This window comes from Leucobacter holotrichiae, from assembly GCF_055791005.1.
Genome location: NZ_JBVUAC010000014.1, coordinates 26,578 through 48,114, shown reverse-complemented (window position 1 = coordinate 48,114; position 21,537 = coordinate 26,578). Strand labels below are relative to the sequence as shown.

The 21,537-nt window shown below is 69.1% G+C and carries 24 protein-coding genes and 1 tRNA gene; 12 read left to right on the top strand and 13 right to left on the bottom strand.

Going from position 1 to position 21,537, the window contains the following annotated elements:
- Positions 1-121: 121 nt before the first annotated feature.
- From AC0KXF_RS14355 to AC0KXF_RS14345, 3 genes are read right to left on the bottom strand one after another with little or no spacing between them, the layout of a single operon-like run.
- Positions 122-712 (bottom strand): GNAT family N-acetyltransferase, encoded by a 591-nt coding sequence (locus tag AC0KXF_RS14355; protein ID WP_473109782.1) that lies wholly within the window; start codon positions 710-712, stop codon positions 122-124.
- Entirely contained in the window at positions 709-1,092 is a 384-nt protein-coding gene (locus tag AC0KXF_RS14350; protein ID WP_473110107.1) for a transcriptional regulator, read from the bottom strand. The genes AC0KXF_RS14355 and AC0KXF_RS14350 overlap by 4 nt, the downstream gene beginning before the upstream one ends.
- A complete protein-coding gene (locus AC0KXF_RS14345) occupies positions 1,065-1,490 on the bottom strand; it encodes a hypothetical protein (protein WP_473109784.1) in 426 nt (141 codons plus the stop codon). The genes AC0KXF_RS14350 and AC0KXF_RS14345 overlap by 28 nt, the downstream gene beginning before the upstream one ends.
- 111 nt (positions 1,491-1,601) lie before the next feature.
- Between AC0KXF_RS14345 and AC0KXF_RS14340 the strand changes: the two genes are divergently transcribed.
- The 4 genes from AC0KXF_RS14340 to AC0KXF_RS14325 all read left to right on the top strand — a co-directional run bounded on the left by AC0KXF_RS14340 (position 1,602) and on the right by AC0KXF_RS14325 (position 4,274).
- Positions 1,602-2,093: a single-stranded DNA-binding protein gene (locus AC0KXF_RS14340; protein ID WP_473109785.1), complete on the top strand. Its 492-nt coding sequence runs from the start codon at positions 1,602-1,604 to the stop codon at positions 2,091-2,093.
- Between the two features lie 117 nt (positions 2,094-2,210).
- Entirely contained in the window at positions 2,211-2,858 is a 648-nt protein-coding gene (locus AC0KXF_RS14335; RefSeq protein ID WP_473109786.1) for a hypothetical protein, read from the top strand.
- A complete protein-coding gene (locus AC0KXF_RS14330; protein WP_059062910.1) occupies positions 2,855-3,064 on the top strand; it encodes a helix-turn-helix transcriptional regulator in 210 nt (69 codons plus the stop codon). Before AC0KXF_RS14335 ends, AC0KXF_RS14330 begins: the two co-directional genes overlap by 4 nt.
- Before the next feature lie 34 nt (positions 3,065-3,098).
- Positions 3,099-4,274 carry a tyrosine-type recombinase/integrase gene (locus tag AC0KXF_RS14325; RefSeq protein WP_473109787.1) on the top strand — a complete coding sequence of 392 codons (1,176 nt, stop codon included), beginning with the start codon at positions 3,099-3,101 and terminating at the stop codon, positions 4,272-4,274.
- A gap of 191 nt (positions 4,275-4,465) precedes the next feature.
- Here AC0KXF_RS14325 and AC0KXF_RS14320 read toward each other — a convergent pair.
- Both AC0KXF_RS14320 and AC0KXF_RS14315 read right to left on the bottom strand, forming a co-directional pair.
- A tRNA-Pro gene (locus AC0KXF_RS14320) sits at positions 4,466-4,539 on the bottom strand.
- 231 nt (positions 4,540-4,770) lie between these two features.
- On the bottom strand, positions 4,771-5,208 hold the full coding sequence (locus tag AC0KXF_RS14315) for a pyridoxamine 5'-phosphate oxidase family protein (protein ID WP_473109788.1): 438 nt from the start codon (positions 5,206-5,208) through the stop codon (positions 4,771-4,773).
- 136 nt (positions 5,209-5,344) lie between these two features.
- Between AC0KXF_RS14315 and AC0KXF_RS14310 the strand changes: the two genes are divergently transcribed.
- Entirely contained in the window at positions 5,345-6,253 is a 909-nt protein-coding gene (locus tag AC0KXF_RS14310) for an NUDIX domain-containing protein (RefSeq protein ID WP_473109789.1), read from the top strand.
- Here AC0KXF_RS14310 and AC0KXF_RS14305 read toward each other — a convergent pair.
- Complete coding sequence (locus AC0KXF_RS14305) at positions 6,216-7,013, bottom strand: lysoplasmalogenase (protein ID WP_473109790.1); 798 nt, start codon at positions 7,011-7,013, stop codon at positions 6,216-6,218. The genes AC0KXF_RS14310 and AC0KXF_RS14305 overlap by 38 nt on opposite strands.
- Before the next feature lie 29 nt (positions 7,014-7,042).
- Complete coding sequence (gene rraA, locus AC0KXF_RS14300; RefSeq protein WP_223043135.1) at positions 7,043-7,513, bottom strand: ribonuclease E activity regulator RraA; 471 nt, start codon at positions 7,511-7,513, stop codon at positions 7,043-7,045.
- A gap of 181 nt (positions 7,514-7,694) precedes the next feature.
- Between rraA and AC0KXF_RS14295 the strand changes: the two genes are divergently transcribed.
- The 3 genes from AC0KXF_RS14295 to AC0KXF_RS14285 all read left to right on the top strand — a co-directional run bounded on the left by AC0KXF_RS14295 (position 7,695) and on the right by AC0KXF_RS14285 (position 10,641).
- On the top strand, positions 7,695-8,324 hold the full coding sequence (locus AC0KXF_RS14295; protein WP_473109791.1) for a TetR/AcrR family transcriptional regulator: 630 nt from the start codon (positions 7,695-7,697) through the stop codon (positions 8,322-8,324).
- A gap of 86 nt (positions 8,325-8,410) precedes the next feature.
- Complete coding sequence (locus AC0KXF_RS14290; protein WP_473109792.1) at positions 8,411-9,958, top strand: MFS transporter; 1,548 nt, start codon at positions 8,411-8,413, stop codon at positions 9,956-9,958.
- 269 nt (positions 9,959-10,227) lie between these two features.
- Positions 10,228-10,641 carry a DUF4190 domain-containing protein gene (locus AC0KXF_RS14285; RefSeq protein ID WP_473109793.1) on the top strand — a complete coding sequence of 138 codons (414 nt, stop codon included), beginning with the start codon at positions 10,228-10,230 and terminating at the stop codon, positions 10,639-10,641.
- Positions 10,642-10,725: 84 nt separating this feature from the next.
- On the opposite strand, the gene AC0KXF_RS14280 is transcribed toward AC0KXF_RS14285, so the two are convergent.
- Positions 10,726-11,625: a DUF817 domain-containing protein gene (locus AC0KXF_RS14280; RefSeq protein WP_473109794.1), complete on the bottom strand. Its 900-nt coding sequence runs from the start codon at positions 11,623-11,625 to the stop codon at positions 10,726-10,728.
- Positions 11,626-11,678: 53 nt separating this feature from the next.
- On the opposite strand from AC0KXF_RS14280, the gene AC0KXF_RS14275 reads away from it, so the two are divergent.
- A complete protein-coding gene (locus AC0KXF_RS14275; protein WP_473109795.1) occupies positions 11,679-12,095 on the top strand; it encodes an MmcQ/YjbR family DNA-binding protein in 417 nt (138 codons plus the stop codon).
- A 245-nt stretch (positions 12,096-12,340) separates the two neighbouring features.
- Here the strand turns inward: AC0KXF_RS14275 and der are convergent, their stop codons facing one another.
- From der to AC0KXF_RS14255, 4 genes are all read right to left on the bottom strand, one after another.
- Positions 12,341-13,894 (bottom strand): ribosome biogenesis GTPase Der, encoded by a 1,554-nt coding sequence (der, locus tag AC0KXF_RS14270; RefSeq protein WP_473109796.1) that lies wholly within the window; start codon positions 13,892-13,894, stop codon positions 12,341-12,343.
- Positions 13,894-14,685 carry a (d)CMP kinase gene (gene cmk / locus AC0KXF_RS14265; RefSeq protein ID WP_473109797.1) on the bottom strand — a complete coding sequence of 264 codons (792 nt, stop codon included), beginning with the start codon at positions 14,683-14,685 and terminating at the stop codon, positions 13,894-13,896. Before cmk ends, der begins: the two co-directional genes overlap by 1 nt.
- A complete protein-coding gene (locus AC0KXF_RS14260; RefSeq protein ID WP_473109798.1) occupies positions 14,670-15,770 on the bottom strand; it encodes a prephenate dehydrogenase in 1,101 nt (366 codons plus the stop codon). The genes cmk and AC0KXF_RS14260 overlap by 16 nt, the downstream gene beginning before the upstream one ends.
- A gap of 76 nt (positions 15,771-15,846) precedes the next feature.
- A complete protein-coding gene (locus AC0KXF_RS14255; protein WP_473109799.1) occupies positions 15,847-16,308 on the bottom strand; it encodes an Lrp/AsnC family transcriptional regulator in 462 nt (153 codons plus the stop codon).
- Positions 16,309-16,520: 212 nt separating this feature from the next.
- Here AC0KXF_RS14255 and AC0KXF_RS14250 point away from each other — a divergent pair, with 212 nt between their 5' ends.
- Complete coding sequence (locus tag AC0KXF_RS14250; RefSeq protein ID WP_473109800.1) at positions 16,521-17,864, top strand: MFS transporter; 1,344 nt, start codon at positions 16,521-16,523, stop codon at positions 17,862-17,864.
- Between the two features lie 70 nt (positions 17,865-17,934).
- On the opposite strand, the gene AC0KXF_RS14245 is transcribed toward AC0KXF_RS14250, so the two are convergent.
- Positions 17,935-18,690: a FadR/GntR family transcriptional regulator gene (locus tag AC0KXF_RS14245; protein WP_473109801.1), complete on the bottom strand. Its 756-nt coding sequence runs from the start codon at positions 18,688-18,690 to the stop codon at positions 17,935-17,937.
- 284 nt (positions 18,691-18,974) lie between these two features.
- On the opposite strand from AC0KXF_RS14245, the gene AC0KXF_RS14240 reads away from it, so the two are divergent.
- Together AC0KXF_RS14240 and AC0KXF_RS14235 are read left to right on the top strand one after the other, a co-directional pair.
- Positions 18,975-20,501 (top strand): ABC transporter substrate-binding protein, encoded by a 1,527-nt coding sequence (locus AC0KXF_RS14240; protein ID WP_473109802.1) that lies wholly within the window; start codon positions 18,975-18,977, stop codon positions 20,499-20,501.
- A gap of 88 nt (positions 20,502-20,589) precedes the next feature.
- Positions 20,590-21,537 (top strand): ABC transporter permease, encoded by a 948-nt coding sequence (locus AC0KXF_RS14235; RefSeq protein WP_223043122.1) that lies wholly within the window; start codon positions 20,590-20,592, stop codon positions 21,535-21,537.

Here is a 21,537-nt window from a genome sequence, read left to right as displayed (position 1 = left end):
CATCACTGAACTTGATCGGCATAACTGCCATCCTTCCAGCACAGCTTCCCAGCTATGCGGTCTTGGACTCAACCAAAACTTCAGCAGACCCGATACGCCTCTAACACTGTGGCAGCAGTTATCACAGAGAAGCCTTCCTGGTCGTGGAGTTTTCAAAGGTTGCGGTCATGGTCCATACCGGTGGCCCATGACCGGTATCGGTGTGGGTGGTGGTCTGGAAGCCGTGGCGTTCGTAGAGGCGGACGTTTCGCGGTTCGGAGGTGTCGAGCACGACCTGTTCGCAGCCTCGACGGACTGCCTCGGTCAGCGCGAAGACCAGGAGTGTCGATGCGAGCCTTTGCCCTTGTCGTTTCGGGCGCACGCCCAGAGTCTCCACACGCCACGCGCCCGCGGGCGGGTCGCTCTGTTGGAGCCTGCTGATCCTGTCACCGTGCAGGCGCATGACCTCGTTGATCATCTCCGGCGCTGGTTCGGGTGCATCGGGTGGAAGGAGCGCGATCACACCATCGCAGTGGCTTGCGACTGCGACGATGCCGTGCGCGTGGGCGTATTCCAGGTATAGCTGTTGCAGGGCACGCAATCGCTCATGGTAGTGCTCCTGCGGGATCACGTAGCGGGTCCAGGGGTAGTGCTCGAATGCTGCTGCGAGGGTGTCGGCAGCAGCAGCGAGGTCATCTGGGTCCGCGAGGCGTGCTCGAGTGCGCGTGTTCATGTGGTTTCCTCTGAGGGTTGCTTCGCTGTGCCGGTGCTGACGATGGCTTGTAATGTCGCCAGGTGACGTTCGAACGCCGTGCGTCCGGCGGCGGTGATGCCGACCCAGGTGCGGGTGCGTCTGCCCGCTGCTTCTTTCCGCACCGTCACAAGGCCCGCGTCTGCCAGAACGGTGAGCGTTTGGGAGAGAGTGGAGTCGCTCACCTCGAGCAGGTCTGCAAGGAACCTGAAGTCCACATCCTCCAGGTTTCGTAGCGCGGCGAGCAGCGAGAAACGCACCGGAGAATGGATGAGGCTATCGAGGTCCTTCCGCGGGTGACCCGTGAGCGGAGAGCCCGTCGACTCGGAAGCGGTCATCGGCGTGAGCTCGCGAACAGGCACGCGAGGATCGGAGTGACAGCGACTACGCCTGCCAGCACCCACCACCACGGCGACGACAGCCCGAACAACTGCAGCGCCGGGTCGAACATCAACGTGTACAACACGAACCATGTCGCGACCGCGATCCCCATGTTCCGCAACCCATGTCGCGGAACCGTCCGCCGGTGCTGGAACGCGATCATCCAGATACACAGCGTGACCAGCACGAACGGCGCAAACGCCTTCCAATAGTCCACGCCAGCGACGTCGATCGACAGGGTGAACGCCAAAGCGTAGGCCGCCTGCATGATCACGAAGACACGGAACCAGCGAGTGACCCGCCGCGCATCCTGTGCAGCCTTCTCGCCCACAGCAACCATCCGGGTTGCATCATCGACAGAAACCTTGTTTTCGATCATGCAATCACTTTAACACTTATAAAGCGATTGAGTCCAGTCGGTACGGATGGGGGCTCGTACCTGTCTGGTAGCCCCTCATGTGCGGGGGCCAACCGATAGGAGTACCCGCTGATGACCATCCGCACCAAAGAGTCCCTCGCAGGGTTCGTCGCTACCGATCCGGAGCTGACGTTCACCAGTAACGGTGACGCCCGCGTCTACATGCGTGCCGGGCAGCCCCAGGCCCGCTTCGAACAGGACGGCACGTTCACGCAGCTCGAGCCGGAGTTCACCGACCTGGTGATGTTCCGTAAGTCAGCCGAGCTCGCGCACGAGCAGTTCCGCAAGGGCGACAACTTCATCGCAGAAGGCGAAACCCTCACCTACACCGGTGACGACGGGGCCGAGCGGGAACAGTTCATCGCTTCCCGGATCGGGCACGACAACAACATCACCCGCTACACCGTCGACCGCGGCGCACCCGAACGCGAGACACCGCAGCAGGAGGCTCCTGGCCGGGAGCAGGTTCAGCAGCAGCTCGCGCAGCGTGAAGCTGACCTGGATCCCGAACCTCCCGCCGCAACCAGTACGGGCTCGGTGGAGCGCGAGGCCATCGCCCGCTGATCCGTGAGGTTTCTCAGCCGGGTGCGGCGGCCACACCCGCCTCCGCCAGGTCGCCGCACCCACCTCTCTTCCTTCTCGCGCCGCAATAGCGGCGCGTCTTGCACTCAGGAGCATGTGATGAACAGTGAGCAGCCGCCCCAAGGTGTGCCGGAGCCGGACGTCGACGGCACGGATTTCAGCGATCTCCCGTTCGGTGTGGAGGAGAAGACGCGCGAGTTCGCGAAACAGGCCTACGCCAGCGACCTCGCGGCAGCGCTCGGGCAGGTGCCACGCCCGATCAACTGGCGCACCCTCCCACCCAGTGACCTCGAACACGAACTCCTCGAACTCAACGGATGGGTTGACTGGCTCCGCCACACCTACGGCCTCCCCGCCCAGGTGATCCCTCCGATGTGGCACCGCCACTCCGAACTCCTCTGGGAACTGTCAGCGCTGAAGCAGCACTGGCTGTTCTGCTTCGACCCGCAAGCCAAAGGCAACCAGGCGCTCGCCTGGCACCACGACTTCCAGGTCGCCCGTGAACGCCTCCGCGACTGGGTCACGATCTCTGGCACGCGTTTGGACCGTGACCGTCCCACCCGCATCACCGCCTGGCCGGGAGGCGAAGCAGACGGCTGGACCGAACCCTCCACCGCAGAGGTGCCGGTGGCGGAGCGGACGAAGGACTTCCTGGCGTTCGTCGAAGAGCAAGTCAAAGCGAGGCTCGCGGAACAGGATGCGACGATCCGGGAGATCGTGAACATCGATTGGAGCGAACAATCATGACCGAGCAAACCAGCGACGTGCTCGTTTCACCACTGCGGGACAGCCGGGAGATCGCGGCGTTCCTGCGGGTATCGGAATCGACACTGTCGAGGTGGCGGGCCGAGAAGAAAGGGCCGCCGTTCATCCGGATCGGCGGGGTGACGAGGTACCGCATCGAACAGGTCGAACAGTGGCTCACGTCCCTCGATACCGATGAGCACGCCTGAACCCACCGCGCCACTCCCGGTGCCACCGATCGGGGTGAAAGTCACCACCGATCTTGAACACCGAGCCTCCGGGATCCGTGCTCGTGCCAGGTGGATCGACCCACACACCCGCAAACGCGTCACCCGCGCACTCGTCGTCCCCGACGAGGAATCAGCGGACGAGTTCTTCCAGTACCTGCAAGCCTCCGCCGAGCTCGGGATCGACAAACGCATCCTGCTCTCCGACTACGTCGAGATGATCGGCGACCGGTGGCAGCGGGGCCTTGACCCCACCTCCACCGTCGACGGCTACAAGCTCGGTCTCCGCCTCCGCGTGCTCCCCGCGCTGGGGCATTTGCCGTTGTCGCAGATCACGGCCGGGATGATCGACCGCACCATCGACCAGTGGGAGACTCAGCACTCCGCGTCAACGATCAAGAACACCATCGCGCCCCTCGTCCGCGTTCTCGATGAAGCCGTCCGCGATGACCTCCTGCCCAGCAACCCCGCACGCAACCGCTCCCGGCGCTCTCTCGGCAAATCAGCCCTCAACCTCAAAGAGAACGACCTCTCGCCACGCGTACACGTACTCAAAGACCTCGCGACCCTCACGACTCTGGCGGATCGGTGCGGGGAGGTGCATCAGAGCTATTCCGACTTCGTCATGCTCGGCGCTCTCCTCGCCGCGCGAGGCTCCGAAATCTCAGGCCTCCAAGTCGGCGACATCGACTGGGACCAACGCATCGTCACGATCCGCCGCCAAACCTACCCCGGCGCAGGCGGCCTCGTTACCAAACAAACCAAGGGCCGCGACATCCGCCACGTCCCCATCCTGCAAGCCCTCACACCCGTACTGGAACGACTCACCCACGATCGTGAACCCGACGAGCGGCTCCTGACCGGTCCCCGAGGTGGGGTCCTCACCACAGCGTCCGTGCGGGATGCGACGAAGTGGGACCAGCTCGTCACCGAGCTCGAGCTACCCAGCCTCACCCGGCACGGGCTCCGCCACACCGGAGCGACCTGGCTCGCCGACGCTGGCATCCCGCTCCACGTCCTCCAAGGCATCCTCGGCCACAAATCGATCGAGACCACCCGCGGCTACCTCCACCCCGACACCAGGCACCTCACCGACGCCGCCGCACGCGCCAACGCGTTCCTCGACGGACACGAGAACCCCGAGCGAGAGAGCCTCGCAGCGTCCAGTCGAGCGATGGCACCTCGGCGATGAAAAGGCTGCCGATCGCGGCCCAAAACGGGCTCCAGGTCCCGGCCAGGTCCCGGCTCGTCACAACGGACGCAATCGACGCGTCACGGAAGGCATCAGCATCCGCGGTCGGATGCTTCCATAAACCCCTCCGAAAAGGACAACAGAAACGACGAAGCCCAGGTGAGAAACCTGCTCTCACCTGGGCTTTTCTGTCGGGATGACAGGATTTGAACCTGCGACCCCTTGACCCCCAGTCAAGTGCGCTACCAAGCTGCGCCACATCCCGTTGTTCTATCTTCGAGCCGTACCGAGTCGTTACCGCACTTGACCCCCAGTCAAGTGCGCTACCAAGCTGCGCCACAGCCCGTTGCCACTGCGCCTTCGCGAAGCAACCCCTCTATCTTACCCATACTTTTGGGACGCAAATGACCACGGCGCCAACTGTCCACGGTCACGACTGTCCGCAGCAGCGGACAGGCCCGGCCGCACATCATCCGCAAGAGCAGAGCCGCAACCCCTACCCCTCCTGCTGATCCTCACGGCGCGGCTCGGGGCCGAACCGGTACTCGCGGCCACCGATGGACTCCGCCTCGATCCGCACGAAGGTCGGCTTAAGGGTCGGCACGAAGGGCCTGAGTGGCAGCGCTTCCGCGGCCGCGATCTCCGCCTCTGATTCCAGCACCCGGGCGTGTCCGCGCAGCACCACACTCCAGCCTGACTCCTCGCCGATCTCATCGACCTCGAGCAGCACTGAATCGTTGATGGTCAGCTCGACGAGCTTGTTGCCGGGCGCGGTGCGGAAAACGGCCGATCGCCCGTCGAGCACGAAGTTGAGCGGCACGACGTCGGCCACGTCGCCCACGCGGGTGACGATCCGCCCCACGCGCTGCGACCCCAGTCGCTCCCAGCACTCGTCCTCAGTCAGCACCGACACGGCATCCTGGTTCTCGCTCATACTCCATTCTCACCCGCAGCCGTGCGCTGCGGAAGCGCTAACCCGGCACCCACGGAAACACCATCGATCGCCTACTCACCTGCACCCGACGCAATCTTCCGGGCGCTCCCCCACCCCGCACCGCTACCCTGAAACCATGAGCGATCTGCGAAACCCGGGCGACGCGTGGGTCACGGCGGCCGACGGCGGGCGCTACTGGGGGCGCTTCGGCGCAGCCGGCCTGCTCGCCCACGATCGCTCCCTCGGCGCGATTCTGCTGCAGCACCGCGTCACCTGGAGCGACCACGGCGACACCTGGGGCATCCCCGGCGGCGCCCGCCACGAGGGCGAGGCCGCGATCGACGGGGCGATCCGCGAGTCTCAGGAGGAGGCCGGGGTTCCCGACAACGCGGTCGCACCCCGCTACACCCACGTGCTCGACCGCGGTGGCTGGGCCTACACCACCCTGATCGCCGACGTCGTCACCCCCTTCGAGCCCCGCATCACCGACCCCGAGAGCCATGCGCTCGCCTGGATCAAGCTCGACGACGTCGAGCGGCTCCCCCTGCACCCCGCGTTCGCCGCGAGCTGGCGGCTGCTGCGCCCCCTGCTCGCAGCGAGACCCGCCGTGGTGATCGATGCCGCCAACGTGATCGGCTCGGTGCCGAACGGCTGGTGGAAGGATCGCCGCGGCGCCGCCGAGCGGCTGCGCGACCAGCTCGAGGCGCTGGCGGTGCACGGCGACGGGATCCGCGCCGGCTTCCTCGACCTGCCCGAGACCCGCGTGCCCGGCCTCGACCGCGCCTACCCGGAGTGGACCCTGGTGGTGGAGGGCGTCGCGAACGGCATCGCGAGCAGCGAGCACGTGCGCGTGGTCGCCTCACCCGGCCTCGGAGACGACACGATCGTGGCCGAGGCCGCCGCCTTCGCAGCTTCCGAGCACGCCGTCACCGTCGTCACCGGCGACGCCGAACTCCGCGTGCGAGCGCACGCCGTGGGGGCGGTCACACGCGGCGCGAAGAAGCTGCTCAAACTGCTTCCGGAGGCCCCTCCGGCCGAGGGCTGAGGAACCGCGGCACGGCTTCGCGACGCCGCAGCGACGCGATCACGCCGTACGCGATGAGACCCTGCCCCAGCGTGTAGGTGAGCATGACCACCCCGCTCGTCCACGCCGGCATCACCTCGGGCATGAAGATGCGCAGCGAGAGGATCGCGTCAGACGCGAAGAACCACGCCCCGCCCCACGCGATCGCCGCCGTGCAGCGCGAGGCCATCGCAGCGGTGCCCGCGAGCAGCAGCCCGTAGGCCATCACGGGCACGGTGAGCGCGCCGGCCCGGGGAATCAGCAGCACGATCAGCACCGCGTACGCGAGCGCGTACACGGCCGCCCACATCGGCGCCCGGTGCACCGCAAGGCCGCGGGTGCGCCACATGAGCACGAGATACGCGATGTGGGCGAGCCCGAAGCAGAGCAGCATCATGGGCAGCTCGTCGTCGAACATCGGGAAGAACGTCGCCGCCCCGTCGCCGAGCCACGAGCAGAGGATCGCCGCGACGAGCAGAGCAATAGGCCCGCCGGCGCCGCGCAGCGCGGTTCGGGATCCGGGCGGCGCATCGGGCTCCCGCACTCCGGGCGGCGCATCGGGCCCCCGCGCTCCGGCCGCCCACACGACGGCGAGCGCCAGCGCGGGCATCAGCGCGAGTTTGCTGGGCCCGACGACCGCGCTCCCGGCACCGGTATGAACGGCGAAGAGCGACACCACGTGCACGATCGAGATCGCCGCATACGGCAGGAAGGGCAGGAGTACCCGGATCCGCGACCCCACCAGCGCACCTCCTCGCTCGCCGAATACCTCTAAACGCCGACCAGGATCCCGTCCTCATCGCACCAGACCGTCATGCCCGGCTCGAACACGACACCGCCGATCTCGACCGGCACGTCGGTCTCGCCCGCGCCCGTCTTCGTCGACTTCGCCGGGTTCGACCCGAGCGCCTTCACGCCGAACGGCAGGGTGCCGAGCGCCACGCGGTCTCGCACGGCGCCGTTCACGATGATGCCGGCCCAGCCGTTATCGACCGCGAGCGCCGCGATGACATCGCCCACGAGCGCCGTCTCGAGCGACCCGCCGCCGTCGATCACGAGCACGGCGCCGTCGCCAGGCGACGAGAGCAGTTCTTTGAGACGGGCATTGTCTTGAAAGCAGCGCACCGTGCGCACGGGACCGGTGAAACCGGTCACACCACCGAGGTTCAGAAACTGCAGCGACACCGACTGCAGTTCATCACCGCGTTCGTCGTATAGGTCTGCGGTGCTGATCTGAGCCATACCGGCTCCTTCCGTTCGAGGCGCGGCCCCTCGGCCGCTTCGTATCTTCAACGCTACCCGGCACCTCCGACAAAGTCGGCAGGCCGACGGCCGAACTGCAAACTTGCGCAACACAATCGCAAGATGTACAAATGTACATGTACAGATGTCCAACACCGATGGCTGCCCGAGAGGAGGGCCCGTGTCCGCCCCAGCTCCGACCCCGCGTCCCACCCGCTGCGCGCCCGAGCCGGCCACGCCGGGCTCCACGCAGAACTCGCCCGAGCCGCGCCGTCGCGACCCCGAGGGGCGCCGCCGCGCGATCCTCACTGCCGCCGCCGAGATCGTCATCGAGCACGGCCCGGCCGCCCTCACCCACCGCGCCATCGCCGCCCGGGCGGGGGTCTCCCTCGGCTCGACCACGCAGTACTTCAGCTCCATCGACGAGCTGCGCGACACGACTCTGCAGCAGCTGGCCGACGAGATCGACGACTCGCTCACGCAGCTCGAATCGCAGCTGACGGACTTCGCCGAGCACCCCGAGCGCGCCGTGGCCGAGATCCACGACTTCCTCTGCGACTCCCGTGCCGTGCACGCCGATGTCGCACTCATGAGCACCGGAACCACCGATCCCGGCATGCGCGCCCTCGCGCAGCGCTGGACGGATCGCCTGATCGACATGCTCTCCGCGCACGTCGGCCGCGAGCGCGCCACCGCCATCGCGGTGTACCTCGACGGCGCCACGATCCACGCGGCGCTCCACGATGCGCCGCTCGACCGCGACCACCTCGAGCGGGTCGTCGTCGCACTGCTGGCGACGCCGGATCCTTAGAGGCCTCCCACGCCGCCCCCTGAGAGGTCGGCAGCACCGCGCACGAACTTCACCCCATCACTCGATCCGAACCCGAAAGCGACCCCATGTCCACCCCCGCCAACGTCACATCCGCAGCACCTTCGCTGAGCCGCGCCCGCCGCTGGGCTGCCGTATCCGTGTTGACCGCGAGCCTGCTCGTCATCACGATGGATATGACGATCCTCAACATCGCGCTCCCCGAGATGGCCGCCGAGTTGCACCCGACCTCCGACCAGCAGCTGTGGATCGTCGACGTGTACTCCCTCGTGCTCGCCGGCCTGCTCGTCTCCTTCGCCGCGATCGCCGACCGCTGGGGCCGCAAGCGCATGCTGCTCACCGGATACGCGATCTTCGGGGGCGCCTCGCTGATCGTGCTCTTCGCGAACAGCGCCGAGACGGTCATCGCGATCCGCGCGCTGCTCGGCGTGGGCGGGGCGATGATCATGCCGATCACGCTGTCTCTGATCCGCGTCATCTTCACCGATCCCAAGGAGCGCGCGACCGCGCTCAGCATCTGGGCTGCGGTGTCGGGTCTCGGCGCGGCTGTCGGGCCGCTCGTCGGCGGCCTGCTGCTCGAGCACTTCTCGTGGCACGCCGCGTTCCTCATCAACGTGCCGCTCATGCTCGCGGGCATCATCGCCGGCATCCTGATCCTGCCGGAGTCGCGCGTTCCGCGCACCGGGCGCTGGGATGCCCTCGCGGCGGCCCTGTCGCTCGCCGGCATGACGCTGCTGGTCTGGGCGATCAAGACCTTCGGCAAGGAGGCGAGCTTCCTCGTGCCCGAGGCCCTCGCGGCGTTCGCCGTTGGCGGCGCACTGCTGGCCTGGTTCATCGTGCGCTGCATGCGCAGCGCGTTTCCGCTGCTCGAACTGCGGCTCTTCCGCAACCGCGAGTTCTCGGCGGGCATCATCGCGGCGCTCGGATCCATGTTCGCGATGGCCGCCGCGCTGCTGCTCATCGCGCAGTGGATGCAGCTCGTCGACGGCGCCTCGCCCGTCGAGGCCGGCGTGCGGCTGTTCCCGATCGCGATCGCCGGCGCGATCGCCTCGCTCGCCGCTCCCCCGCTCGCGCGCGTCATCGGCGCTCGCGCGGTGCTCGCGGGCGGCATCGCTCTGGCCGGCGTCGGCATGCTCGTCATCGCGCTGCAGCCCGGCACCCTGTCGACCCTCACCGTACTGATCGCGCTCACCCTCGTGGGGGCGGGCACGGGATCGCTCGCGATCGGATCGGCCATGATCATGCACGGCTCCCCCGAGGAGAAGGCCGGCAGCGCGGGCGCCCTCGAGGAGACCTCGTACGAACTCGGCGCGGTGCTCGGCGTCGCGATTCTCGGCAGCATTTCAGCGCTCATGTATCGCGCCGAGCTCGTCGCGAGCGGTGCGCTCACGGAGCTCGACGCGAAGCTCACGGCGCAGGCCGAGGCGTCGCTCGGCGCCGCGGTCTCGATCGCCGGAGAGACGGGGATCCCGCAGCTCGCGCACGAAGCAGGCGTCGCGTTCACCCACTCGCTGCAAGCGACCGGGATCGCGGGCGGCATCATCATGCTCGCCGTCGCCGCGGCGGTGTTCTTCATGGCGCCGAAGGGAAGCGACGTGTCGGGCGCCTCGCACTGAGCCGGCCTCGCTGTCGTCTCAGCTCGGTCTCGGCTGGCCTCGGCTCGGTCTCGGCCAGCCTGCCCGGCACCGGCCAACGTCTCAGAACTCCGACGATCCGCGGGAGACCGGCAGAGATCGGCCTCATGGACCCGGCCTGCTGCGGATCACCGGAATCCTGAGGATGGTACCGGGGTATGAGGCCGTCGATACCGGGGCAGGACGCGGTCGACCAGGGGTCAGACATAGCGTTGAAGCATCATCGAGCAGACGCCCCGAAAGGACCGATCATGAACACCACCGCCGTCCTCCCAGACACCACCGCCGAGTTCTCGGCACCGACCGACGACACCGTACGGGTCCCCGCCCAGAACGCCCAGGGCCCCCGGACCGGGTACGAGGCGGCGGGCGATCGCTCCTCCGCCGAGCCTCAGGCGAACGCAGGCGACAACGCCCGAGCCTTCGCGATCACGAGCTTCGTGCTCGGCATCGCCTCGGTGGTGAGCGGCTGGACCTTCGTCGCGCCGATCGCGGGTCTGATCCTCGGCATCATCGCGCTGCGCCGGAACACGAACGAGCGCACCCTCGCGCTCTGGGGCGTGTGGCTCAACGGGATCATGCTGGCACTCGCCGCGCTCGCGATCGTGGCATTCGCGCTGCTGCTCGGGGCCGGCCTCATCGCACTGCCCTTCTTCGCGGTCTGATCGGGGTCAGGATCCGGCTCCGCTCCCTGCAGCTCCCATGACGCGTGTGCCGCGCTCCTCTCCCCGGGGCGCGGCACACGCGTCTCATGCTCGCGGCGAGGACTGGGGTGAGGGCGAAGGCAGCGACTCCGGACGTCTCGGCGGATACACCCAGGTCACCATCACGACCGAGATGATCATCAGCAGGAACCAGGCGATGAGCTTCTGCGGCGACACGAGTTCCCAGCCGCCCTCCTGATTCGGGTAGAGCCAGGCCCCGGCCCAGGTGCCGATGTTCTCGGCGATCCAGATGAACCCCGCGACCCCCGCGAACACCGGCAACAGAGGCACCCTCAGCGTCGCGCGCCACACTCGGAAGTACATGACCGTGCGCCACCACAGCAGCACCACGAGCGCGAGCAGCACCCAACGCAGGTCCCAGATGAAGTGGTGGCTGAAGAAGTTGACGTAGATGCCCGCCGCGACCACGGTGGTCACCCAGACCCGCGGATAGCGGACGAACCTGAGATCGTGCAGGCGGTAGACGCGCACCATGTACGATCCCACCGCCGCGTACATGAACCCGCTGAAGAGCGGTACGGCACCGATGCGCAGCACCCCCTCCGCCTCGTACGCCCACGAACCGACATCGGTCTTGAACAGTTCCATCGCGGTGCCCGTGATGTGGAACAGCACGATGACCCAGAGCTCGCGGCCGCTCTCGAGTTTGAAGACGAGCATGCCGATCTGGATCAGGATCGCCACGACGGTGAGCGCGTCATTGCGTGCCAGCGCGGCGTCGTCGGGATACCAGAACCGCGACGCCAGGATCGCCACCAGCAGCAGGGCCCCGAACACGCACGCCCACGCCTGCTTCAACAGGAACACCGCGCACTCGATGAGCACCGCCCGGGCCCCGCGCTCGGGGCGGCCGGCGAGCAACCGGTGAGCCGCGTGATCGATGCTGCGCTCGAGGCGCGTGAGCTCGCGGGGATCTCCGGTCATGATCCGAGGCTATCGGGTGGGATCCGACGTAAGCTGAAGCCGAGGAGGGACTCATGGCGACGTTCGACGATGTGCGCGCGATCGCTCTCGCCCTGCCCGAGACCGAGGAGCGCGAGGGCGGCTGGCACATGGGACCGAGCTGGCGCGTGATGGGCGGCGCGATGTTCGCGTGGTCCAGACCGGTCACCGGTACGGATCTTGCTTGGATGCGCGAGCGGGGCGAGGATCCCGGCGAGCCGGTGCTCGGGATCCGAGTCGCCGGCGAGGAGGCGAAGCGGGAGCTGATCACCGCGTTCCCCGACGTCGCGTTCACGATCCCGCACTTCGACGGTTACGCCGCCGTGCTGCTGCGTCTGCCGATCATCGACCGGGAGCTGCTGCGCGAATTCGTCATCGACTCGTGGCTGCTGAAGGCGCGCCGCCGCACGGCTCGCGCCTGGCTCGCCGAGCACGGCATGACGGAGGGGTGAGGGCCGGCGTTCTCGCTACTGCCGGTCTCCGCACCGAGGCGGGTGTTCTCGCCGATGCTGGCCGCCTCAACGAGGTGGACGTTCTCGCCATCGTAGACCTCTCGCACGGTTGTAGACCTCTCGTGCGGTGCGGGAGGTCGACAGCCGTGCGAGAGGTCTACACCGGCGGCAAGGCGCGGGCGGAACCGCGCGGCGCATCCTCGAAACAGCGAGAAATCGCTGTTTCGGAGCGGCGACCCCAGCTCCTATCGTCGCTGTCGCCGCTCACGGATGCGCATATTGAGCACGATGGGGGTGCCCTCGAAACCGTAGCGCTCGCGCAGACGGCGCTGGATGAAGCGGCGGTAACCGGGGTCGAGGAAGCCCGAGGTGAACAGCACGAACGTGGGCGGGCGGTTCTGCACCTGCGTGCCGAACAGGATGCGCGGCTGCTTGCCGCCGCGCAGCGGGTGCGGATGCTCCTGCACGAGCTCGGCGACGAACGCGTTGAACTTCGCCGTGGGAATACGGGTATCCCACGATTCGAGCGCGGTCTCGAGCGCGGGCACCAGCTTCTCAAGGTGCCGGCCGGTGCGGGCCGAGATGTTGACGCGGGGCGCCCAGTCGACGTGGGCGAGATCCTGCTCGATCTCGCGCTCGAGGTACCGACGGCGGTCGTCGTCGAGCAGGTCCCACTTGTTGAAGGCGAGCACGAGCGCGCGGCCCGACTCGAGCACGAGGTCGATGATGCGCAGATCCTGATCGCTGATCTCCTGGGTCACGTCGATCAGCACGACCGCGACCTCGGCCTTCTCGAGCGCGGCGGCGGTGCGCAGCGAGGCGTAGAAGTCGGCGCCTTTCTGCAGGTGCACTCGGCGACGGATGCCCGCGGTGTCGACGAAGGTCCAGACGCGCCCCGCGATCTCGACCTGCTCATCGACCGGGTCCCGGGTGGTGCCCGAGAGCTCGTTGACGACCACGCGCTCCTCGCCCGCCGCCTTGTTGAGCAGACTCGACTTGCCCACGTTGGGGCGCCCGAGCAGCGCGACGCGGCGAGGGCCGGCGAGCTTGGGCTGGGCGACCGCCGATTCCTCGGGCAGCGCCGCGACGATCTGATCGAGCAGATCGGCCACGCCGCGGCCGTGCAGCGCAGAGACCGGGTGCGGCTCGCCGAGGCCCAGCGACCACAGCTGCGCTACCTCGGGCTCCAGCACCGCGTCGTCGACCTTGTTCGCGACGAGGAAGACGGGCTTCTTCGTGCGGCGAAGCAGCTGCACCACCCGCTCATCGGTAGCGGTGGGGCCGACGCGCGAGTCGACCACGAACATCACGACGTCGCACAGCTCGATCGCGACCTCGGCCTGCAGCGCGACCGAGGCGTCGATGCCCTTCGCGTCGGGTTCCCACCCGCCGGTGTCGACGAGCGTGAAGCGGGTGTCGCCCCACTCCGCGGGGTAGCTGACCCGGTCGCGGGTCACACCGGGCACGTCTTCGACCACGGCCTCGCGGCGGCCGAGAATGCGGTTGACGAGCGCCGACTTGCCCACGTTCGGGCGGCCGACGATCGCGACCACCGGCAGGGCCTCGGCGAGCGGCTCCGAGAAGCCCAGGAACTCGCCGTCCTCGCCGATGATCGCGAGGTCTTCCTCCTCGAGGTCGAAGCCGTCGAGGTTGGAGCGCATGGCGCGCAGGCGCTCCTCGTCGGTGACCTCGCTGTCGAACTCCTCGCTCACGATCACTTCGTCTTCGGCGATCGCCGATGCGTCGAAGTACTCCACCTCGCCCTGCTCGGTCGCCCCACCGGGGGTCTGCTCGTTCATCACTTGCTCTCTCCTGCGGCGCCCTGCACCGCTCGTACGATATCGATCACAGCCTGAACCGACTGCTCGAAGTCCAGGTCGCTCGTATCGACGAGCGTCACCCCGGGTGCGGGGTTGAAGAAGTCGACCACCTGCGCGTCCTTCGCGTCGCGCGCGGCGATGTCGGCGAGCACCTGCTCGGGCGACATGCCGGCCAGTTCGCCCGCGCGTCGCTGAGCGCGCACCTCGGGCGATGCCGTCATGAGGATGCGCACGGGCGCATCGGGGGCGACCACGGTGGTGATGTCGCGGCCCTCGATGACCACGCCGGGCAGGCCCGACTCGGCGACGATGCGGCGGAACATCGCGTTCAAACGCTCGCGCACCTCGGTGTGCTTCGAGACGCGGCTGACCTGGCCGCTCACCGCCGGATCCCTGATCACGGCGGTCACGTCGACGGGGTCGCTGGGCACGGCGCCCTCGGGGGCGGGCAGCGTCACGGTGACCCACTGGTCACCGCGCATGGTGATCGTGAAGCCCCACGATTCGAGCAGTTCGAGCACCGAGGCCTCGTCGTCGAGATCGATGCCGGCCTGCAGCGCGGCCCACGCCAGGGAGCGGTAAGCGGCGCCCGTATCGAGAATGCCGAACTCGAGACGATCGGCCGCGGCCCGCGACACGCTCGACTTGCCGCTGCCCGCGGGCCCGTCGATCGCGACGAGAATCGGGAACGCCGCGTCAGGGGTTACCGCCGCGTCTGCCCCGATCGTCTCGGGTGCGTCGTGCACAGCATCACTCACAGCGTCCTCCATCCGCGTTCGGCGAGCCCCTCGACCGCGCGGTCCGCCACCTCCGGCAGCACCGCGATCTCCGCGAACCCGATCTGCGCGCCCGGCGAGTGCTCAAGGCGCAAGTCTTCCATGTTAATGCCCAGTTCTCCGAGTTCGGTGAGCAACCTCGCGATCTGCCCCGGCCGATCGTCGACGAGCACCGTGAGCGTGGTGAAGCGCTCGGACGATCCGTGCTTGCCCGGAATCCGCTCGACGCCCCGGTTGCCCGCGGCGAGCAGGTCGGCGATGCGCCGCCTCGCGCCCGTGCGCGAGGGATCGCGCAGGGCCTCCGTGAAGGCCCCGATGTCGGCGGCGAGCGCCTCGAGCAGCTCGACGACGGGCTCGTGGTTCGCGCCGAGGATCTGCACCCACAGCTCGGGATCGCTCGACGCGATGCGGGTGGTGTCGCGCAGGCCGCCGCCCGCGAGGCCGATCGCCTGCTCGGTGGCGGGCACCAGGCGCGCCGCGAGCAGACTCGCCACCACCTGCGGCAGGTGCGAGACCAGGCCGACGGAGCGGTCGTGCTCCTCAGGCGTCATCTCGATGAGCACCGCACCGAGGTCGAGGGCGACCGCCTCGACGAGCGCGAGCGCCTCCGCCGGGGTCTCGTGATCGCGGCACACGACCCAGGGGCGCGCCGTGAAGAGGTCGGCGCGGGCCATGATCGCCCCGCCGCGCTCGCGCCCCGCCATCGGGTGCGAGCCCACGTAGTTGGTGAGGTCGATACCCCGGCGCGTGAGCTCGAGGAAGGGGGCGAGCTTGACGCTCGCGACGTCGGTGACCACCGAGTCGGGGTACTCGGCGAGTGCGCGCTCGACGACGTCGGCGGTGACGTCGGGCGGGGTCGCCACGACGACGAGCGCGGGCACGGGATCGCCGGCCGCGCGCACCCGGCCGGCGCCGTAGTCGGCGGCGAGCGCGACCGTCGTCGGCGAGAGGTCTTCGAGCGTCACGTCGACGCCGTGCTCGCGCAGGCCGAGGCCGACGCTCGCGCCGAGCAGGCCGGAGCCGATGATGTGCACCGTGCCCGTGACTCGGCTCGCCAGTCCGTTCGGCTGTTCGTTCATCTTCCGCCTTCGCGCTCGTCGGGATCCGCTCCGTCCATTCTCCCAGGTCGACGTGCGCGCTCGCAGCCGGCGCGGATCACTCCCCCGCGAGCAGACCGGTGACCCGGTAGGGAATGACGGTGCGGAGGAAGAGGCTGGTCGACGTGCGGATGATGCCCGGGCAGAGCCGGATCTCCTCGCTGACCCGGTAGAGGTCCTCGGGATCGCGCGCGACGACGCGGAGCAGCAGGTCGGTGTCGCCGGCGGGGGCGAAGCACTCGAGCACCTCGGGGATATCGGCGAGCGCCGCGATCGCCTCGGCGATCTGGTGCTGGTCGAGCTGCACCTGCACGCTCGCCGCGACCGGCCGACCGAGCGCCTGCGGGGTGATGCGGGTGCTCGGCAGGCGGAGCACCCCCGCGGCGTCGAGCTTGTCGAGGCGCGCCTGCACGGTGCCGCGGGCGAGGCCGAGCCGCTGCGCGATCATCGCGACCGGCATGCGCGCGTCGGTGTCGAGCTCGCGGAGGATGCGGCGATCCGTCTGATCGAGAACGCTCATTCTGCTCACCTTCTGCCCATATGCACGTCTTGAGATTGAGCATATCGATCAATCGAAAGAACTTCGCTTGCGCGATTCGAAGAACGGACCTTGAATGTGAGCGGGGCACGGTCAGTGCACCCGCCCACCACTGAGATCCGCACGTGCACCACCCCGCGCGACGCGGATCCCGGACACCGCCCCACAAGGGCACGCCCGAAACGGAGAACCCCGTGAGCGCCACCCCTGCTCTCATCACCCCGCCGCTCGCCACCGCCGCGGCCTTCCGCCCCAAGATCCGGGTCGCACTGACCGCCCTGACGCTCGCCTCGCTGCTCGTGGCGGCGAACCTCTCGACCCCGCTCTACCCGCTGCTCGAGGTGCGGCTCGGCATCGACGCACTCGGCGTCTCGCTCGCGTTCTCGAGCTACGTGATCGCCATGCTGCTCGGCCTGATCGCGTTCCGCAGGCACGCCGACCGCCTCAACCGGCGGACGGTGCTGGTCGCGGCCCTCGCGGTCGGGGCGGGCGCGACCCTGGGGCTCGCGCTCGCCCCGACGCTCGGCTGGTTCTGCGCCGCCCGCGCGGCTCAGGGTCTCGCGATCGCCGCCGCGACGGGCACGGCGTCGAGCGCCTTCCGGGTGCTGCTGGTCGGGCGGCCCGGTACCGCGGGCCGGCTCACCCTGCTCGCGAGCTCGGGCGGCGTGGCGCTCGGCCCGGTACTCGGCGGCGCGCTCTCGGGCCTCGGCACGCCGCTGCGCACGCCGTTCCTGGCGCTCGCGCTCGTGCTCGCCGCGCTCGCGCCCGTGATCCTCGCGGCCGTGCCGCACGGCGTCTGCCGCCCGGAGGACGCCGAGCCTCTCTCCGCCGATCCGCACCGCCCGGCGAGCGCCGCCCCGGCCGGTTCGGAAGCCGCAGAACCTCCGGCCGCCGCTGAACCCCCCGCCGCCGCAGAAGCTCCCGCCGCCGCTGAGGCCCCGCCTGCCGCGGCCTGCCGGGCCGTGCGCCGCGCCGCCGGCATCGGCTTCCTGAGCTTCGCCCTCTTCGGCTTCTGCCTCTCCCTCGCCCCCTCGGCGTTCGCCGCACTGCTGCCGGGCGGGTCGCGCACCGCGGTCGGCCTGCTCGCGGCGCTCACCCTGCTCGCCTCGGCGTGCGTGCAGCTGCTGCCCCTGCGCGGCGGCTGGCGCGAGCCGCTCGGGCTTCCGCTGCTCGCGGCCGGGGTGCTGATGCTGGGGCTCGCGCCGCTGACGGGCCGGGCCGAGCTCGTCGTGGCGGGCGGGATCGTCGCGGGCGTCGGCCAGGGACTCGCGTTCCAGGCGGCATTCGGCCGGGCGGTCGCGGCCGTGCCGGTCTCGCGCAACGGAGCCACCGTCAGCGCGGTCTACACGGTCACCTACCTCGGCAGCGCACTGCCGGTGCTCGCGCTGGGGTTCGCGGCGGGCGCGGTCGGGCTGCCGCTCGCGGTGCTCGGGTTCGCCGTGCTCCTCGCCGCGGCGGCCCTGTGCGCCGCGCTCCCAGCGCGCCGCCGAGGGCGACGCGCATGTGCACCACGCGCGGAACTCGCGGCGCGAACGTGACTCGTCGGCTCCATCGCCGACGGGCCGCGTGAGGCGCTGGGCTGCGCCGGGCGACTCGGGATCCCGACCCCTACCCCACCAGCAGCGCGAGCGCGGCCTGCTGCTCCGGTTCGAGCAGCGGGCCGAAGCGGTTGGCGACGGCCTTGCGGGCGATGCTGCCCGCCTCGGTCGCGTCGCGTCGCTCGATGGCGTCGAACAGTCCGCGGTCGATGGCGGCCGACTCGAGCTTCACGCGGTTGTCGTGGTGCGGCCCCTCGGCGTCGCGGTGCATCACGGAGCGCAGCACCCCCGACACGGCCTCGCCGCTGAGCGCGAAGATGCGGTTGCCGCTCGCCGACCAGATGAGCTTGTGGAAGGCGAGGTCGAGATCGGCGAAGTCATCGGAGTTCGACTCGGCCGCCCGCTGCATCCGCTCGACCGCGACGCGCATCTCATCTCGCTGGGCCTCCGAGTGCTGCAGCGCGGCGAGGGCGCTCGCCGTCCCCTCGAGCACGACGCGGTACTGCACGAGCTCCGCGAGGTCGAGCGCTGCCGTGCCGAGCATCGCGCGCAACGACCGCCGCAGGGTCTCGGGCGAGGGCGCGAGCACCTGCGGGCCGCCGCGGGTGCCGGGGCGCGACTCGATGAGGCCCATGCTCTGCAGCACCCGCAGCGCCTCGCGCACCGTCGGCCGGCTCACGTCGAACTGCACCATGAGCTCCCGCTCGCTCGCGAGCTGGGAGCCGACGGGGATCTCGCCCGTGACGATGGCGTGCTCGATCTGCTCCACGATGCGCTGGTAGGTGTGCACCGGGACGGCGGGAGCGAAGCTGTGCGGGGTGGACAACGGCGGGCGCCTCCTAGCGGCTCGGTTGCGATCCGACCCGCGGAGCGTCGCCGCGGCGATGCGGAACGCTCGACGACGGGCCGAGGTGTCCCTATCTTAGCGGTGCAACAAGTGGCCTTACCATGTATCCTGGTTCGAACCTCGCGGTTCGAGCGCGCTTATCGAGGAAGATGGTCGCGGAGGGGTGCCACCAGCACCGTTCGAACCACCCGGCGGTCCACCCGCGCCGCCGGCGCCCAGAGCGGCCGATGCCCGTCGGCCACCACCCGCAAGAGGAAGCAACGATGCGACGCAAGAACCCAATGATCTTCGCCGCGGCACTCGCCGCGGCCGGCGCCCTCGCGCTCACGGCGTGCTCGGCCGGCTCGGCAGGCTCCGCCGGCTCGGGATCCGGATCCGGCAGCGATAAGACCGACGTCACCGTCGCGCTCACGGGCGCGCCCGTGAACCTCGATTTCACCAAGACGGCCGGCGCGGCGATCCCCCAGGCCCTCATGACGAACGTCTACGAGGGCCTCGTGCGCGTCGACCAGAGCGGTGAGATCGTGCCGCTCCTCGCCGAGGACTGGGAGGTCAGCGAGGATCGCAAGACCTACACCTTCACGCTGCAGGAGGGCGTCACCTTCTCGAACGGCGACGAGTTCGACGCCGAGGACGTGAAGTTCAGCCTCGAGCGGGTCAAGACCGACTGGACCACCACCCTCAAGGCCAAGATGGACGTCGTCGAGAGCGTCGAGGTGACGAGCCCGACCGAGGTCGCGGTGCACCTGAGCCGCCCGTCGAACGCCTGGCTCTTCGACATGGCGACGCCGGTCGGCGCGATCTTCTCTCCCGACGGCGTGGCCGACCTCGCGAACGCGCCCGTCGGCACCGGCCCCTTCACCGTCGAGTCGTGGAAGCAGAACGAGAACATCGTGCTGGAGACCCGCGACGACTACTGGGGCGAGACCCCGGAGGTCGAGCAGGTCACCCTGCAGTACTTCGCCGACGCCACCGCGACCACGAACGCGCTGCGCACGGGCGATGTCGACGCGATCGTCAACCTGCAGGCGCCCGAACTCGTCGAGACCTTCGAGGGCGACGACCAGTACACCGTGACCGCGGGCACCTCGAGCGGCGAGGTCTCCCTCTCGTTCAACAACCGCGTCGCGCCGTTCGACGACGTCCGCGTGCGCCAGGCCGTGCTCTACGCGCTCGACCGCCAGGCGATCATCGACACCGCCTGGAACGGGTACGGCTCGCTCGTCGCGACCTACGCGACCCCGACCGACCCCTACTACGTCGACCTCAACGACGAGTACCCCTACGACCCCGAGAAGGCGAAGCAGCTGCTCAAGGAGGCCGGCGCCGAGAACCTCTCGATCACGTACACGGTGCCGACCCGCCCCTACGCGCAGTCCGTCTCCGAGATCGTCGTGTCGCAGCTCAAGGAGGTCGGCATCGACGTCACGATCCAGTCCTCCGAGTTCCCCGCCGTCTGGCTCGACGAGGTATTCACGAACCACAACTACCAGATGACGACCGTGCTCGCGGTCGAGGCGCGCGACCTGCTGACGGTCTTCAACAACCCCGACTACTACATCGGCTACGACAACTCGAAGATCGCGCCCATCGCCGCGGCGGCCGACGAAGCCGACGAGCAGGGCTACATCTCGGGCATGCAGGACGTGCAGAAGCAGATCGTCGCCGACGCTGCGTCGGGTGTGCTGTTCCTCTTCCCGAACATCGTCATCACCCAGGCCGACCTCGAGGGCATGCCGGAGAACTCCATCGTGGAGTCGCTGGACCTCACCGGCCTCTCCTGGAAGTGACCCGCTGACGGGCGGCCGCGCGAGCGGCCGCCCGTCATCCCCGATCCCGCCGCGCCCGGCCGCGGCACCGCTCATTCAGAGGACCAGCATGGCCATCCGGATACTCATCAACCTCGCGCGGTTCGCGGTGACGTTCCTCGTCGCGACCGTCGTCGTCTTCCTGTTCATGCGCCTCGTCCCCGGCGACCCGGCGCAGGTGGCCCTGGGCGTGAACGCGAGCCCCGAGCTGCTCGAGCAGACCCGGCGCGAGTTCGGCACCGACCGCCCCCTCATCGTGCAGTACTTCGACTGGGTCGGGGGCCTCCTCACCGGCGACTTCGGCATCTCGTACGTCACCCGCCAGGACATCAGCCCGCTCGTGATCGACCGCCTGCAGGTGAGCCTCATCCTGGTGCTCACCGCGATGGCCGTGGCGCTGCTCGCCGCCATCCCCCTCGGCACCATCGCCGCGGTGCGGCACCGCAACGCCTCCGGCATCCTCATCGGCGCCGCCTCCCAGCTCGGCGTCGCGGTCCCCGGCTTCCTCGCCGGCATCCTGCTCGTACTCGTCTTCGCGGTCGGGCTCGGCTGGCTGCCCTCCGGCGGCTGGACGCCTCCGGCAGAGGATCCCGGCGACTTCGTAAGGCGCCTGATCCTGCCGGTGCTCGCCCTCGCCTCGGTGCAGGGCGCGATCCTCACCCGCTACGTGCGCTCGGCCGTGCTCGAGATCATGAGCGAGGACTACCTCCGCACCGCCCGCTCGAAGGGCCTGAGTCCCACGAAGGCGCTGCTCAAGCACGGCATGCGCAACGCCGCGATCCCCGTCATCACGGTGACGGGCGTGCAGATCGCCGCGCTCATCATCGGCGCCGTCGTGATCGAGCGCGTCTTCGTGATCCCCGGCCTCGGCTCGATGCTGCTCGACGCCGTCGGCAACCGGGATCTCCTGACGGTGCAGTCCGTCGTGATGGTGCTCGTCGCCATCACCCTCATCCTGAACCTCGTCATCGACATCGTCTACACGATCGTCGACCCGCGGATGCGAAAGAGCGCGTGA